Annotated in this window: 15 protein-coding genes and 1 pseudogene; 9 read left to right on the forward strand and 7 right to left on the reverse strand. The window is 42.3% G+C overall.

The features are described 5' to 3' along the window. Window positions 1–1116 precede the first annotated feature (1116 nt). Both ACFORK_RS09640 and ACFORK_RS09645 read left to right on the forward strand, forming a co-directional pair. Window positions 1117–1803 carry a MarR family winged helix-turn-helix transcriptional regulator gene (locus ACFORK_RS09640; RefSeq protein WP_379198081.1) on the forward strand — a complete coding sequence of 229 codons (687 nt, stop codon included), beginning with the start codon at window positions 1117–1119 and terminating at the stop codon, window positions 1801–1803. A 96-nt stretch (window positions 1804–1899) separates the two neighbouring features. Beyond that, the gene (locus tag ACFORK_RS09645; protein ID WP_379198584.1) at window positions 1900–3252 is read left to right on the forward strand and encodes an MATE family efflux transporter; all 1353 of its coding nucleotides are present in this window, start codon (window positions 1900–1902) and stop codon (window positions 3250–3252) included. A 100-nt stretch (window positions 3253–3352) separates the two neighbouring features. On the opposite strand, the gene ACFORK_RS09650 is transcribed toward ACFORK_RS09645, so the two are convergent. After that, entirely contained in the window at window positions 3353–3805 is a 453-nt protein-coding gene (locus ACFORK_RS09650) for an Lrp/AsnC family transcriptional regulator (protein ID WP_379198083.1), read from the reverse strand. Between the two features lie 171 nt (window positions 3806–3976). Between ACFORK_RS09650 and ACFORK_RS09655 the strand changes: the two genes are divergently transcribed. After that, a complete protein-coding gene (locus ACFORK_RS09655) occupies window positions 3977–4873 on the forward strand; it encodes an alpha/beta hydrolase (RefSeq protein ID WP_379198085.1) in 897 nt (298 codons plus the stop codon). 142 nt (window positions 4874–5015) lie between these two features. Here ACFORK_RS09655 and ACFORK_RS09660 read toward each other — a convergent pair whose 3' ends face one another. Further along, complete coding sequence (locus ACFORK_RS09660) at window positions 5016–5855, reverse strand: LysR family transcriptional regulator (RefSeq protein ID WP_379198087.1); 840 nt, start codon at window positions 5853–5855, stop codon at window positions 5016–5018. A gap of 161 nt (window positions 5856–6016) precedes the next feature. Between ACFORK_RS09660 and ACFORK_RS09665 the strand changes: the two genes are divergently transcribed. From ACFORK_RS09665 to ACFORK_RS09680, 4 genes are all read left to right on the forward strand, one after another. Next, window positions 6017–6979 carry a DMT family transporter gene (locus ACFORK_RS09665; RefSeq protein ID WP_379198089.1) on the forward strand — a complete coding sequence of 321 codons (963 nt, stop codon included), beginning with the start codon at window positions 6017–6019 and terminating at the stop codon, window positions 6977–6979. 110 nt (window positions 6980–7089) lie between these two features. Beyond that, complete coding sequence (locus ACFORK_RS09670; protein WP_379198091.1) at window positions 7090–7839, forward strand: polysaccharide deacetylase family protein; 750 nt, start codon at window positions 7090–7092, stop codon at window positions 7837–7839. 322 nt (window positions 7840–8161) lie between these two features. Beyond that, window positions 8162–9439 carry a cytosine permease gene (gene codB / locus ACFORK_RS09675; protein ID WP_379198093.1) on the forward strand — a complete coding sequence of 426 codons (1278 nt, stop codon included), beginning with the start codon at window positions 8162–8164 and terminating at the stop codon, window positions 9437–9439. Beyond that, window positions 9408–10676 (forward strand): cytosine deaminase, encoded by a 1269-nt coding sequence (locus tag ACFORK_RS09680; protein WP_379198095.1) that lies wholly within the window; start codon window positions 9408–9410, stop codon window positions 10674–10676. The genes codB and ACFORK_RS09680 overlap by 32 nt, the downstream gene beginning before the upstream one ends. 149 nt (window positions 10677–10825) lie before the next feature. Here ACFORK_RS09680 and ACFORK_RS09685 read toward each other — a convergent pair whose 3' ends face one another. From ACFORK_RS09685 to ACFORK_RS09695, 3 genes are all read right to left on the reverse strand, one after another. Further along, on the reverse strand, window positions 10826–11155 hold the full coding sequence (locus ACFORK_RS09685; RefSeq protein WP_379198097.1) for a GNAT family N-acetyltransferase: 330 nt from the start codon (window positions 11153–11155) through the stop codon (window positions 10826–10828). Between the two features lie 87 nt (window positions 11156–11242). After that, window positions 11243–11728: a prolyl-tRNA synthetase associated domain-containing protein gene (locus ACFORK_RS09690; protein WP_379198099.1), complete on the reverse strand. Its 486-nt coding sequence runs from the start codon at window positions 11726–11728 to the stop codon at window positions 11243–11245. A gap of 37 nt (window positions 11729–11765) precedes the next feature. Beyond that, window positions 11766–12158: an EamA family transporter gene (locus tag ACFORK_RS09695; protein WP_379198101.1), complete on the reverse strand. Its 393-nt coding sequence runs from the start codon at window positions 12156–12158 to the stop codon at window positions 11766–11768. 44 nt (window positions 12159–12202) lie between these two features. Between ACFORK_RS09695 and ACFORK_RS09700 the strand changes: the two are divergent. Beyond that, window positions 12203–12319 (forward strand): annotated as a pseudogene (locus ACFORK_RS09700) (AraC family transcriptional regulator); the annotation flags it as partial. A 109-nt stretch (window positions 12320–12428) separates the two neighbouring features. Here the strand turns inward: ACFORK_RS09700 and ACFORK_RS09705 are convergent. Continuing rightward, window positions 12429–12605, reverse strand: coding sequence for a DUF2642 domain-containing protein (locus tag ACFORK_RS09705; protein ID WP_379198103.1), 177 nt, complete (start codon window positions 12603–12605; stop codon window positions 12429–12431). A 53-nt stretch (window positions 12606–12658) separates the two neighbouring features. After that, complete coding sequence (locus ACFORK_RS09710; RefSeq protein WP_379198105.1) at window positions 12659–13885, reverse strand: chromate transporter; 1227 nt, start codon at window positions 13883–13885, stop codon at window positions 12659–12661. Window positions 13886–14099: 214 nt separating this feature from the next. Between ACFORK_RS09710 and ACFORK_RS09715 the strand changes: the two genes are divergently transcribed. Beyond that, the gene (locus ACFORK_RS09715) at window positions 14100–14585 is read left to right on the forward strand and encodes a GNAT family N-acetyltransferase (RefSeq protein WP_379198107.1); all 486 of its coding nucleotides are present in this window, start codon (window positions 14100–14102) and stop codon (window positions 14583–14585) included. Window positions 14586–14874: the final 289 nt, after the last annotated feature.

Consider the following 14874-nt stretch of genomic DNA (forward strand, 5'->3'; position numbering starts at 1 on the left):
TCGCAAGCAACCTCCCTGGATAACACCTGTATCGAATTCTTTTTTACATCTAAAGTCAGAAAAGTTGTACCTTCACCAGTGTGAGTCAGGGGCAAAGATTCATTTGAGGAATATATTCACTTCTATAACTACCAACGTCTTCAGGCGAAACTCAAACTGCGCGTGCCGAATGAGCTTCGGCATGCGCGGGCTGCTTAGCTTTTTCATCAGTCTACTTGACAGGGGTATGACCACAGTCCTCGCTGGCAGCGTTTTTTTATTTTATCGGTATAGTTCTTGTTATTTGCTCAGAAACAGAACTTGATCCTATTGCCGATTCGATATTTGTCAAAATTGCAAATAAACTCAAAGTCAGCTTGGCTCCCATGATTAAAGCACAGTTCTCCTTAAATAGTGAACAGATGTGTATATCATTCAATGAGTAGTTCGTATGGGATCTACGATAGAATGTAATTTAATATATGAAGTACAAAATAAATTATTTTGGTATAGTGAATCCCCTCGCTCGATTAATATGGTTATCACTTGTGGTTTTTCTTTTCTTTAAGACCTTCTCAGGATGAAATATTGTCGACAGATCTCGTTGTTAGTAAAAAGTTCTAGACTTGAACTGTTGATTTTATGTAGTTGTTGCCAATAAAATAATAATTCTGGGATAAAGAATTATACAAAGAGATTCAATAAATGAAATAGTGGCCATCTAATACCTAAAAATCATAAAGTCGTAAACCTCTTCTGTTTGAATTCGCTACATCAAGTTGCTTGAATCTTCCTACATTGATATTCCTTCAATCGAATTCGTTCGGGCGTATAAATCATAACATTGACCCAAGTCCTCAAGAGGCACGAGTTGAATAATACGACAATCTTAACAATGATAGACACTGTATTTGAGTTTAGCTGAGCAGGTAAAATATCTTTTTAAAGCGGCAGGAACTTCATTGGTACGTTCTTTAGCCAGACCCTGGAAATAGCAAACCAACATATTAACGGTACCTGTAAAAAAACTTTTGACAAGTTCAACAGGTACCGTTATCATATAAATCAACAGGTACCGTTACATTGATTAACAGGTACCGTAAATAAAATAACCAAACCCAATTAGGAGGATTCATTATGGAAATGAATACTGAACTGTACGAAAAACTCGCGAAATTGCAATGGCTGCTGCAGAGAAAACAATTTAAGACCCACGCGGCTGTCGGCCCTATGGCAGACACCTCACGGGGACAAGGTAGAATCCTGGCGTTTCTCCGGATGAAAGACGGGATCAGCACAAAGGATTTGTCCTATATGCTGGACATTCGGGTATCATCCCTCAACGAGTTACTGGCAAAATTGGAGAAAGCCGAGTATATCACTCGTAGACCTTCAGACTCAGACAAACGTATTATTTTGATTTACTTGACGGAAAAAGGACAAAAGGAAGAAGAGCAGGAGATAGACGGTGGCAATATCTTTTCTGGTCTGTCACCAGAAGAGCAGGTTACTTTCGGGGAATATCTCACCCGCGTCATAGCCGCCTTAGAGAAGGAGCTTGGAACCGAAGAAGAACGTGACATCATGGCGATATGGATGAAGGCTGCGCGGGAGCGTATGGGAACAGAGGAATTTGATCGATTAATGGCCATGCGCGAACAGATGGGCAGAGAGTGGAGAAATTCTGGGGACGAGCGCTTTGGCGGAAGATTCCCCGGGTTTGGACGGGATGGACGCGGTAACGACATGCGCGGATTCGGCTGGCCTTCTAGAGACGATAGAAATGCTTCGATAGACAATTCGCAAGACCCGGAAGATAAATAACTATATCTGATGAGCAAGAGAACGTAATAAAAAGCGAGAAGGAACAAAGGAGAAGGCCCATCAAATCCTAAATAAATAAAGATAGTGGTGAATCATATGGATGCAGAAAACCTCCATTACTTTGAAAAAGCACCGGTTGCAAAAGCCGTAGCTCACTTCGCAATACCAATGATGTTAGGCACGTCACTGAGTGTCATATACTCTATCTTAAATGCCTACTTCCTCGGCACACTCGGCCATACTGCCATGTTAACTGCACTGGCGCTAACCTTACCGTTATTCGCGATCATTATGGCGCTAGGCAACTTGATTGGCGTCGGTAGCGGTACATTCATCTCCCGTTTACTGGGAGAGAAGCGATATGAGGATGTAAAGCATGTGTCTTCATTCGCTTTTTACAGCAGCTTGATTCTAGGTATAATCTTGATGGCTGCCGGCTTCCCGTTAATTGAACCAATCGTTCATAGCCTGGGAGCAACACCTGACTCCTTTGGATTTACGAAGGACTATGTCACGATCATGTTAATCGGTTCGCCATTCATCGTATTATTCTTCACGTTGGAGAATATCGTACGTTCAGAGGGAGCAGCCATTACATCAATGGTTGGTATGATTCTCAGTGTTGTCGTGAATATTATCCTCGATGCATTAGTGATCTTCGTGTTCCATTGGGATGTGATCGGCGTTGCGTCTGCTACAGTCATTTCCAACTTGGTTGCGAGTGCATTCTACGCTTTCCATATCAGATATAAGAGCCAATTCTTTACCCTCTCCGTAAAATGGTTCAAGGTTACCAAGGAGATTCTCAGCAATGTACTCAAAATCGGAATTCCCATTTTTATCATGAGTGTCTTTATGGGAGCAATGTCACTCATCTTTAACCATTATCTTATCGAATACGGGGATCAGGCCGTAGCGGCCTTTGGTATTTCATCACGTTTATTGCAATTTCCTGAGTTTATTCTGATGGGATTATGTGAGGGTGTCGTGCCGCTCATAGCCTTCACTTTTACAGCGAATAAATTACGCATGAAGCATACTATAGGATTTACCATCAAAACGATGGTGGCGTTGGCCATCGTGTTTGGCATCTTCGTCTATCTGATTTCCGACCACTTAATCGGTTTGTTTACCAATGACCCGCTATTAATTGAAATGGGCAGCTACATTCTGCATGTGACGTTCTTATCCTTGTTCATTACAGGGATGACGTCGTTGTTCACAGGGATCTTCCAAGCAACTGCGCAAGGAACCGCAGCGTTTATTATGTCAGTCATTCAAGGACTCACGCTAATTCCTGTGCTCTATATCGCCAATCGTATGAACGGCTTTCACGGGGTGATCTGGTCGCTTGTCATTTCGGATGCTGTCGCATTCCTTGTTGGTGCCATCATGTTGTATATTCTACGAAACAAATTGCAGCCGGATTTAGAAGCATTAGCACAGTAGGAAAAAAGAAAGCAGAGCACATGCAAAAAGACAGGATAAGGGTGTCCCTTGATTCTGCCTTTTTTTGTTTTATAGATGAAATTAAACCTTCATAAGAGACTCATTCCGATTCTGCAACTTCTTCAAGTGAATAGATGAGGGGCAGATGCTCAATCGGTGACGACATGATGATCTGAATGGTATAAGTTCCATACTTATCGCACTGTTTACCAAACTCTTCAATGGAGGATGTAGAGTCAGTCACGACTTTTAATAAATAATTGTAATCACCACTGATGCGATGACACTCCTTTATATACGGGGAAGAACGTGCAAAATCAAGAAATGCAGAGCAATCTCTAGTTCGCAAAAGCATATATGCCGCAGCGTTTTTGCCTATTTTTTCAGGAGAAATGACTGTCCGATAACCCTCAATAACCCCTTTTTCCTCCATTCGTCTGACTCGCTCCGATACAGCAGGTTGGGACAGGCCCACATATTTGCCGAGCTCTGTCATCGATATTCTTCCCTGTTCCTGAAGATAAAACAGAATTTGCTTGTCTATTTGATCCATTACAACTAGCTCCTTTTAAATCCAAAGTGAAGTACATATAATTCAAAGTATTCCTTAGCAATATGGCTATAATTCATCGATTACGCTGTGCAAATTATTCAAATTCATTATTATAATAAACTTGTATCAATCAAGTATCAATACACTAAACATTCAGATAGGAGTAATGTTATGAAAGAGTCATTGTTAAAAGCACATCGTCTATTTAAAGATAATCTGCCAAGTTATTCAGCATCCGTTGATGAGGTTCGCCGAATTACAGAAGAACAAATGTGGGGCTCACTGCCGGTAGCAAGTGATTTGATGACAGAGGAGGTAGACATTGATGGAATGCAAGGGGAATGGCAATTTTTCCCTGAGTCCAGCGAAGAATGTGTACTACTATATTTGCATGGCGGTGGGTATATGATGGGAAGTATCAATTCACATCGGAGTGAATCCAGCGAAATAGGAAGAGCGGCTAAGGCTCGTACATTGGCTATAAATTATCGTCTGGCCCCAGAACATCCTTTCCCTGCTCCAATTGAAGATGCGATGAAAGCTTACAGTTGGTTACTGGACCAAGGGTATCATCCCAAAAATATTATTATTGCTGGTGAATCCGCAGGGGGGAACCTTACGGCAGCCTTTTTAATGTACATCCGTGATACCGGGACACCATTACCGGCAGGTGGGATAATGATCTCCCCATGGATTGATTTAGGACTAACCGGAGAGACTTACACCACCAGAGAGGGAGTAGACCCGATTAATACCAAAGCAGCCATCCAACAATTAGCTGATAATTATTTAAATGGTGTCTCACCGACAGTTCCGTATGCCTCGCCGATTTACGGCGATTTGAGAGGATTGCCCCCAATCTACGTCATGGTCGGAGAAGCTGAAATTATGTTAAGCGAGTCATTAACGTTCGTGACACGTGCAGCATTGGCAGGCGTTGATATCCGTTTCAGATCTTGGCCGGGGATGATCCATAACTGGATCTTCTGTCACTCTTTCCTGGAAGAGGCGAGAGAAGGAATAGATAGTGCAGGGGCATTCATGGAAGAACTGTACTCAAAACAATAATTAGTTTGAATCCAAAATAAGAAGATGACATTCTCCCCTCCGGTAAACAGTGAACATGAACTCATAAAAGATGAGCCTTATAACTGAAAGCCGGAGGGGGCTTTATTATTTTCAAACTGCAATCCCGAATGTTAAAACCCTGTTATAGTTCTTCTATAAAAGAACTCAGCGTGTTCGTTAAAAAGGTATCTTTTCGCCGGATAAATACGGTTGTAACCTCATTGTATGGTTTAGGTATTCCAAATCCATTGATTTTACCTTCGTCAATTAGTCGAATGACCGATGATTTCGGAACAATGGTAACGCCAATTCCGGCAGTGATGCTGCCGATTATGGTTTCAAATGAACCGAATTGCATAATCTGCCTCGGAATAACGCCCTCTTCCTTTAACCAACTTTCGAGCCTTTCACGATACCCGCATCCTTTGTTGAACAGCAACAGAGGTTTTTTTGTGATGTCCTCTTTTGCAAAAGATTCGCTCTTAGTAACGAGGATAAGTTCCTCTCGAAAAACCTTTTGACATTCGATCAAAGGATGCTGCACAGGCCCTGTCACAAAAGCACCGTCTAGTTTCAGACTCAACACATCTTGAAGGAGCTGCTCGGTCACACCTACGGTCAGTGATAGATCGACATTTGGGTTCTTTTCGAGGTAGGAGGATAAAATTCCAGGCAAACTGATTACCGTTTCAACGATCCCAATATTGAGGATTCCTGAAGGAGTATCTGTACCCTGAAAGACATTCCTGATCTCATCTATTTTCCCTAATATTTCTTCTACATATACGTTCAACCGTTTTCCTTCAGCGTTTAGTACCATGCCCCGTTTATGTCGATAGAAGAGTTCAGTTTGTAGTTCCTTTTCGAGTTGCTTGATTCTTGCTGTTACGTTGGATTGAACATAACTTAATTTAACTGCAGCTTGACTTACGCTACCTAATTCGGCAACGGTCTTAAAAATTCTCAAGTCATTGAGTTCCATATTCCTTCTCCTATGTTAGCTTGCTTTTAAGGTAAAAATGATTCCATTCAAATTTCAAGTATCATTGTAAATGATGATAACTTCAACTTTCAATCATTTTACTGCTGATTTTGAATCCCTTATGATTAATACCGTTAAATAAATTAGAGATCATGTGGGGGATGAACGATTTGACAAGAAAGCAAGTATTCCTGGGCTCGGCTCTTTGCCTAACGGCCAGTGTATCATGGGGGGCCATGTTTCCAGTAGCGCATAGCGCACTACAAAATATCGATCCATTCTATTTTTCTTTTATCCGGTATTTCCTTGTGACCGTTATTCTCGTGTGTTTGCTATGGTTCAAAGAAGGGAAAGCTGCCTTTCGCTTTGAAGGAAAGGGACGAAAGCTTCTGATTTATGGGACCATGGCATTTACAGTGTACAATTTCATGGTTTTTTCAGGGCAGCACCTAATGGGGGAAGCAGGTACGATAACAGCATCGATTATGGAAGTACTTATGCCTTTAATTTCAATCCTTATTGTCTGGTTCAGAACAAAAATTAAACCAACTAGAAGTACACTCATCACCATAAGTATAGCTCTAGCAGGTGCTTTACTTGTTATTACCAAAGGGGATCTTTCATTTTTCACAATGGCGACGCAGCATCTTTTCCCCGTGTTACTAATCTTTATCGGTGTAGTAGGGTGGGTGCTGTATTCATTAGGAGGCAGCGAGTTTAAAGAATGGTCCACTTTAAGATATTCAACCTTAACTTGCTTGCTAGGCACAACCGTTTCTATGGTTATTGTTTCTCTAGCAACTCTATTCCATCTTATCCCTGCTCCGGATTGGAATACGCTATCCTCCATAAAGTACGAGATGTCTTTCATGGTACTCATGCCCGGGCTTGTTGCGTTATTAAGCTGGAATGCCGGCATTAAGATACTTACGCCGCTGAATGGTATCCTTTTTATAAGCATGGTTCCTATAACAACGTTTATTCTTATGGTTTTCCAAGGCTATGTGATCAGTCTTTATGAATTTTATGGTGCCTTATTAGTGATTTTTGCTTTAATTCGGAACAATCTCTACCAACGTAAAAATACAAAAATACATATTCCCGTAGATATCAAGACTACCTGAATTTAAGGAAGTGTCGGTAAGTGAGTTCCCAGCAAAACCAAGACAAACCAAAGGTCCTATACAGAAAAATTAATAGTGTACTCATCATATTGATAGTTGTACTATTGGGAATGCTCTTTTTCAATCCAGCAGAAAAGCGAAACGAACCGGAACCAACACCGGATGTACTACCTAGCGCGAATGATGAATCTCCTCACATTCCGAACATACCCGCCGAGGATCAGACATCTGCTAACAATGAAAAATCTCGTAAGCTGGCATATCTCACATTTGATGATGGACCAAGTAAGTACACCAATGAGCTCCTGGATATTTTGAAACAGTACAATGCGAGAGCAACATTTTTTCTGATTGGATCCAAGTTGAATCATTATTCGGGTGAAGTGCAAAGAATTGTTGAGGAGGGCAGCTATCCCGGGCTTCATAGCATAACGCATGATTATAACAAGTTGTATAAGAGCGGTAGTTCCTCCAATTTTATAACGGAATTCAAACAGGAGCAGAAGATGGTTGAAGACATTGTTGGATTCGCTCCGGATCTGATTCGTGCGCCATATGGAAGCAAACCACAGATTGATGAAGCATTCCGTGGGGACATATCTGCAGCAGGTTTTCGCATGTGGGATTGGACTGTGGATTCTAGAGATTGGGACTTTCCTGAGCAGCCTGATAAAATTGTGGAATTGATAAGCAGCCTTCTGAACCGAGAACAAGAGATCATTCTACTACATGAGCGCAAGCAGACAGTGGAGGCATTACCACATATTTTGGAGCTGCTTAAGGAACGTGGTTATGAGTTTGAGGTGTATGATCCCAATGCTCACTTCATAGCTAATTTTAGTGGTGATATACGATTGTAAAGCAGAACAAACAGAAACTGGATAGAGGCTTGCTGAAGGAAATTATACCGATTGGTTAATAATGACATTGACATCCGCAAGATTTTCCAGAATAATAGAGTCTAATTGAATACTGGTACCTTTAAATCAGTCCAGAGAGGCTGGCAAGGGCAGCGGATGTTTATAATCACGCGTGAATCAGGGCATATTCCGACAAGGGCTGCTCTGTGTCTTCGCGCGGGTTATGATGCAAAAAAGAGGCTACTTGTCAGTTTGAGACTTGACGAGTAGCCTCTTTTTTCTGCTTTTTGGTATCAGAACACTTTAAGTTGGGGGTATTCTGATGAGCAAACAAGATCAAGAATTTTCATGGCAAGCGGTGCCGAAATCGCAGAGAAACCATTTTTGGAAGACGTTATCCGTAATGCTCGGATTCACATTCTTCTCGGCAAGTATGCTGGCAGGGGGAACGCTCGGAGTTAGCTTGACGTTCATGGAGTTCATTGGCATCGTACTTGCAGGGAATTTGGTGCTTGGTATTTATACGGGAGCGCTGGCGCATATCGCCGCCAAAACGGGCTTGTCCACGCATTTGTTAGCAAAATATGCATTCGGTCAGAAAGGGTCGCACCTGCCTTCGTTCCTGCTCGGCTTCACGCAGGTCGGTTGGTTCGGTGTTGGTGTAGCGATGTTCGCGATTCCAGTCGCTAAAGCGATGGATTGGAATGTGTACCTGTTGATCATCCTGTTCGGTCTTGCAATGACAGCATCAGCCATCTTCGGGATGAAGTCACTTGTCATTCTGGGTTATATCGCGGTTCCGGCGATTGCCATTCTTGGTGGTTACTCCATGTTCGAAGGTGCAAGTACGCTTGGTGGTCTGCAAGGGTTGTTCGATTACACGCCGACTCAGAGTCTCACTGCGGCAGCGGCATTGACTATTTGTATCGGATCATTCATTAGTGGCGGAACGCTGACGCCCGATTTTGCCCGGTTCTCCCGGACGTCCAAGCAGGCGGTTACTGCAACGGTAATTGCCTTCTTCCTGGGGAACTCACTCATGTTCTTGTTCGGCGCAGTTGGTGCAATGGCGTATAATCTGGCAGAAATCTCCGAGGTTATGTTCCTGCAAGGTTTGATCATTCCCGCGATCATCGTTCTGGGGCTGAATATTTGGACAACCAACGATAACGCTTTATACGCTTCCGGACTGGGCTTTGCTAATATCACTAAAATTTCGAAAAAGTTCTTCGTCATCGTAAACGGCATCGTGGGTACCGTATTCGCTATGTGGATGTACAACAACTTCGTTGGTTTCCTGAATGTACTGGGTGCGGCAGTACCATCCATCGGGGCTATCATCATCGCGGACTACTTCTTCGTGAAGCGCAGAAACTATAAACCGTTTGCCGATATGACTTTCAAAAGTGTAAACTGGATAGCGATGCTGGCATGGGCTATCGGTGTTGCATTCGCCCAACTGGCTCCTGGAGTAACACCACTAAACGCACTGATCGGTACGGCGGTAACCTATATCGTGTTGATGACTATCGTTCCTGCGAAAGAATCCAAAGAAAAGGGGAAGAAAAATGATTATACAGAACGCCAAATTGCGGGGTAAAGAAGGACTATGGAATATCCTTGTTAAGGATGGAAAGTTCGAGAAAATTACACAAACGCTTGAAGCTACTGCAAATGAGGAAGTAATTAACGTTAATGGCTCGCTTGTGCTGCCACCGTTCATTGAACCTCATATTCATCTGGATACCACACTAACGGCGGGCGAGCCGGAATGGAATTTGAGCGGAACGTTATTCGAAGGCATCCAGCGCTGGTCACAGCGCAAGGCATTCCTGACGCATGAAGATGTTAAAACGCGTTCCAAAACGGCACTGAAATGGCAAGTTGCACAAGGTATCCAACATGTGCGGACACATGTGGACGTTACAGACCCAAGTCTGACCGCAGTCAAAGCGCTGCTTGAAGTGAAAGAAGAAATGGCGCCATACATCGATATCCAACTGGTTGCGTTCCCACAGGAAGGCATTCACTCTTACCCGAACGGTGCGGCATTAATGGAAGAAGCATTGAAAATGGGCGTTGACGTAGTCGGGGGCATTCCGCACTTCGAATTCACACGGGAATACGGCGTTGATTCCATGAAGGTCGCATTTGATCTCGCAGAAAAATACGACCGTCACATCGACATCCATTGTGATGAAATCGATGACGAACAATCCCGTTTCTTGGAAGTGGTAGCGAAGGAAGCTTTCGAACGTGGATTGGGTGCCCGTACAACGGCAAGCCACACAACGGCGATGGGCTCTTACAATGACGCATATACGTACAAATTGTTCAGATTGCTGAAGATGGCTGACCTGAATTTTGTCTCCAATCCTTTGGTCAACATCCATCTGCAAGGACGTTTCGATACATATCCGAAAAGACGGGGACTTACCCGTGTCAAAGAATTGCAGGAAGCCGGCTTGAATGTATGCTTCGGTCATGATGACATCTTCGATCCATGGTATCCACTGGGCACGGGCAACATGCTGCAAGTGCTGCACATGGGTATCCATGCCTCGCAATTGCTAGGTTACGATCAGATCGTGAATTCAATTGATCTCATTACAAAGAACAGCGCTAGAACATTGCAGATCGAGGAAGTGTATGGCATTGAAGAAGGTAAGCCGGCCAACTTCATCGTGCTAGAAGCAGAGAATGAATATGAGGCCATTCGCAAACAGGCCGGAGTGCTTTATTCCTTCAGAGGCGGCCGCAAAATCGCAGAAACAAAGCCGCGGGAAACGTCGATTATTCTTGAGAACGGTTCGGAGAAGGTTACTTTCAATAAATAATGTAATGAAGCAAGCAATGCAACAAGCAGAGCCTGCGCATTAGTCAAAAATCCCCTCGTAGTGAACAGGGTAACGAGAGTTAGCGTGATTCTAAACTCTTCCTGTAAACTCGAGGGGATTTTTGAATTCTGGTAGGATGGAATCCTTTTTCACATTTCCACTGAAATAATGTATGTACACTTCCCATTTTCAAAATTTTGAAGTCGCCCAGAGTTTGCTTCAATAACCTTTCTTGATGATATGTTTAATTCATTACAGGTTAAGAGCAATTCTCTAATTTCCTTCTGTTTTGCCGCCTTAATCAATTCATTAAGAATAATCCTCCCGTATCCCTTGCCCCTCTCGCTTGGTCTAATGGTATAGCCGATATGTCCTCCTGATCTTCTTAAGTCGTCATTTAGATAATGGCGAAGCTTACCAATCCCGACAGGTCTCGAATTAATCAATAACCAGTATGTTGTTTGGGGGACACTCGACAATCATTTCATAAATGTCTTCACCGTCATCTTCGTTAGCTGGGCGTAACTCAATTAACAACTATCCCAACCTCCAGTCATAATATCGAGTTATATTTTAATTACACTAACCGTATTCCCGTGGTTCTTAATAACACTTAGTAAATCCTCAAGTGCAAGCCAGAGTGTGGCTGTATTTTCGTTGGGATGGATTCCAATGTTGATGAGCGGGAATAAATCCTCATCCATAATGACCTCGACTTTTCGATCTGTATCGTTCAGTATACCGAAAGGGGAAACTGCTCCTTTTTTTAAGCCCAGGTAATTTGACAGATCATCTTCTGAAGCAAAGCTGAGTGGTCTTGAATGAAGCAGATTACGCAATTCTTTAAGGTTCACCGTTTTATCCTTTTGAATGGTTAGCAAGAAATAACTTCTCTTTTTATCGTCTCGAATAAATAAGTTTTTCGCAATCTGATCTGCATGGGGCATTCCAAAGCTATCCATATCTTCAATGGTGTATACGGGTGGATGCTCAATGATATTATAGCTAATGTTTGATTGTTCAAGTAATCTTAGAATCTCATGTTTATTCATTTTCTTCGCCTGCCTCATAGAATATTAGGTAACATTACTAAATAGATTCCACTTTGTTTAATGATTTTGCCCAAAAATAGATCCCCATCCCGCATAAAACCATTAACCCACCTGCGAGTTGGAAGAATGGTATTGTTTCACTTAAGAATAAGTAAGCAAGAATGATAGCGAGAATAGGTTCGCCAATAATCCCTACTGAGACTGTGGTTGCCCCAACGGATTTTAACAATAGATTAAAAATATGTTGTCCAAAAATAGTTGGAAATATCGCCAGTAACAAAAAATAGGTCCATTCGCTAGAGTTGTATTCGATCAAGGAATACTGATTCAGCCCATTATAGACCAATAAGACAGCGCCACCAATGATAAAAACAATAACACTATATATATTTGCGTCTATTTTATGGCTTACTTTTTGTCCCGCCAACATATAGGTTGAAAATAATAGCATTCCTATAAAAGATAATACATCACCAAATTGCCCAGAATGTCGGTTTTAATCATGTCACTCATTTTATTCAATCTTTTAAAAAGCATCAGAGTAGAACGCCTAAAGAATTTCGTAAATACAGAATTGAGCAGATTCAATAAAGTAACCTGATCTAACCCGCAAACCCATTAGGTGAGATACAGGAAGGCAATAAAATGATTTGTATATGAAAACAAGAGCCGTGGGATAACTCCGGCTCTTGTTCGTCGTTTATTTCTCTTCTGCTTTTTCAAAATACACGATTTCACATAATCGAATGTGATGCTTTTTTCCTTCAACTACAAGAGCAACATGATCAAGGAAGACGTCATCCAGAGTACCTACCAATTTGCCGACAGTAGTTGTGATAACAATCATTAATCCTTTGTTATAAATTGAATTACACATCTATAACATATGACAAATACCTGCATGCTGTTAGAGCATCTATAAATCTTTTCTTAGGAAAAAACAGAGATCAAGGAACCACCGGCTGCCGATAACAACACGATCACCCAAGGGGGAAGCTTCCATAACATAAGTAAACCGAACGCTGCGATAGCAAGACAAAAGTCGTAAGGCGTTTGAATTGCCTTCATCCATACGGGATTAAATAGTGCAGCGAGCAAAATACCAACTACTGCGGCGTTAATCCCTTTAAGGCATGATTGAAAGTTCGGACGTCGGCGAATCGTATCCCAGAACGGTAATGCACCAGTAATCAACAGAAAGGACGGGAGAAACATCGCGATTAGAGCGATCAAAGCGCCGATCCATCCGTTCATAACGGTACCTAAATAAGCAGAGAAGGTAAATAAAGGCCCCGGTACAGCTTGGGCTGCACCATAACCGGCAAGAAATTGGGAATCCGTTAACCAGCCGGAAGACACTACTTCAGCTTGAAGCATTGGAAGCACAACATGGCCGCCACCAAAGACAAGCGAACCAACACGATAAAAGCTGTCAAACACAGCCAGCCAATGGGAAGAAACCACTGTTCGCAATAGCGGTAGTCCGATCAACAATCCGAAGAACAGAACCCAAGCACCAACCGCTGTACGGCGGCTAACGGATATACGAATATCAGGCGTTTCCGGAATTTCAGATTTTTTAAAATAAAATAAGCCAAATAGTCCAGCAGCGGCAATGAGTATCAATTGACCGTAAGCGAAAGGCCATAATAAGGTAAGGATAGCGGTTAAGATAGAGATCGTTCCCCGAGTACGATCAGGGGCGAGGCTTCGGGCCATCCCCCAAACAGCTTGTGCAACCACGGCGACAGCAACGATCATCAGCCCGTGAAGCCACCCGGCATTGCCTACATCGTAGTTGTTTAATGCCAATGCGAAGATCATTAATGCTAGTGCGGATGGCAAAGTAAATCCGATCCATGAAGCGATTCCGCCAAGCAGCCCGCCGCGCATCATACCGATAGAGATTCCGACTTGGCTGCTAGCCGGTCCCGGAAGGAACTGACACAAGGCGACCAGGTCGGCATAGCTTTTTTCATCGAGCCATTTCCTGCGTTTTACATATTCGTCGCGAAAATAACCTAAGTGGGCGATTGGACCGCCAAATGATGTTAAACCAAGTTTTGTGGATGCTGCAAGAATTTCAAGAATAGAACTTTTATGTTGCTCCTGGGTTTGTGTTTCAGTAAGCGATTTAGCATCCGTTTGGTTCGCCATCTTTTGTTCTCAACCTCTTTTAACAATTTATTAGTGATTACTAAAATCACCTAACTTAGCAGCTTGTTCTGGAACTGAATATATACATTTGATATACTAACCGAAAGCTTGTGTATGGAACTGTCAGATCCTAATAATGAGAGTATAACAAATTTAAAATAGAATGAGTTAGTGATTCTAAATCAGTTCTGATCGAAATGGGGATTTCAAAAAAATGATTTCATTACGGAATGTTCAACTTACGGATTTGGAGCATCTGCTTTTCATTGAAAATGAAGGTTTTTCCAAAGAAGAAGCGGCCACCAAAGAAGCTTTTGTGGAGAGAATTGGATTAATCGCTGACACTTTTATTGTAGCGGAACAAGAAGGGCAAATCATTGGTTATATTAATGGACCTATTATTAGTCAACCGTATATAACAGACGACCTTTTTACGAAAATAAAAGAAAATCCAAAGAAAGGAGGTTATCAAAGTGTTTTAGGATTGGTAGTATCCAAGCAGGCGAGAAATCAAGGGGTTGCGAAGTACTTAATTGATAAAATGGAGTATATTTCTTTAGAGAATGAACGATCAGGAATTACTTTAACGTGTAAAGAAGAACTTGTCCCTTTTTACGAGAAGTTAGGATTTGTGAACCACGGACTGTCTGAATCCAAGCATGGTGGGATAAGCTGGTACAACTTGCTGAAAGTCTTGTAGTAAAAAAGAATTGGAGAACTGGTTTGACACACTTAGCTTTTAGTTTGGGCAGTAAGGAAAAAGTCGATCTGTTAACCTGTCAACTGGCGGAGGCTGGATATAGAACGCTAAGGGGCCCCCGAACAGCAGGTGACGGTTACTACGAAAGTTGCTTCATTGGACTAGTGAATATCCAAATTGAACTTACGATTTAACTTAAGCCTCGGATAATATTTCCGAGGTTTTTATATTTCATCCTTGACAAAATGGTGGGGATCGAGCATATTAATACATAGTCTTTATAAAGTGT

The sequence above is a fragment of the Paenibacillus sp. GCM10012306 genome (assembly GCF_042649265.1).
Taxonomy (GTDB): Bacteria; Bacillota; Bacilli; order Paenibacillales; family Paenibacillaceae; genus Paenibacillus_AQ.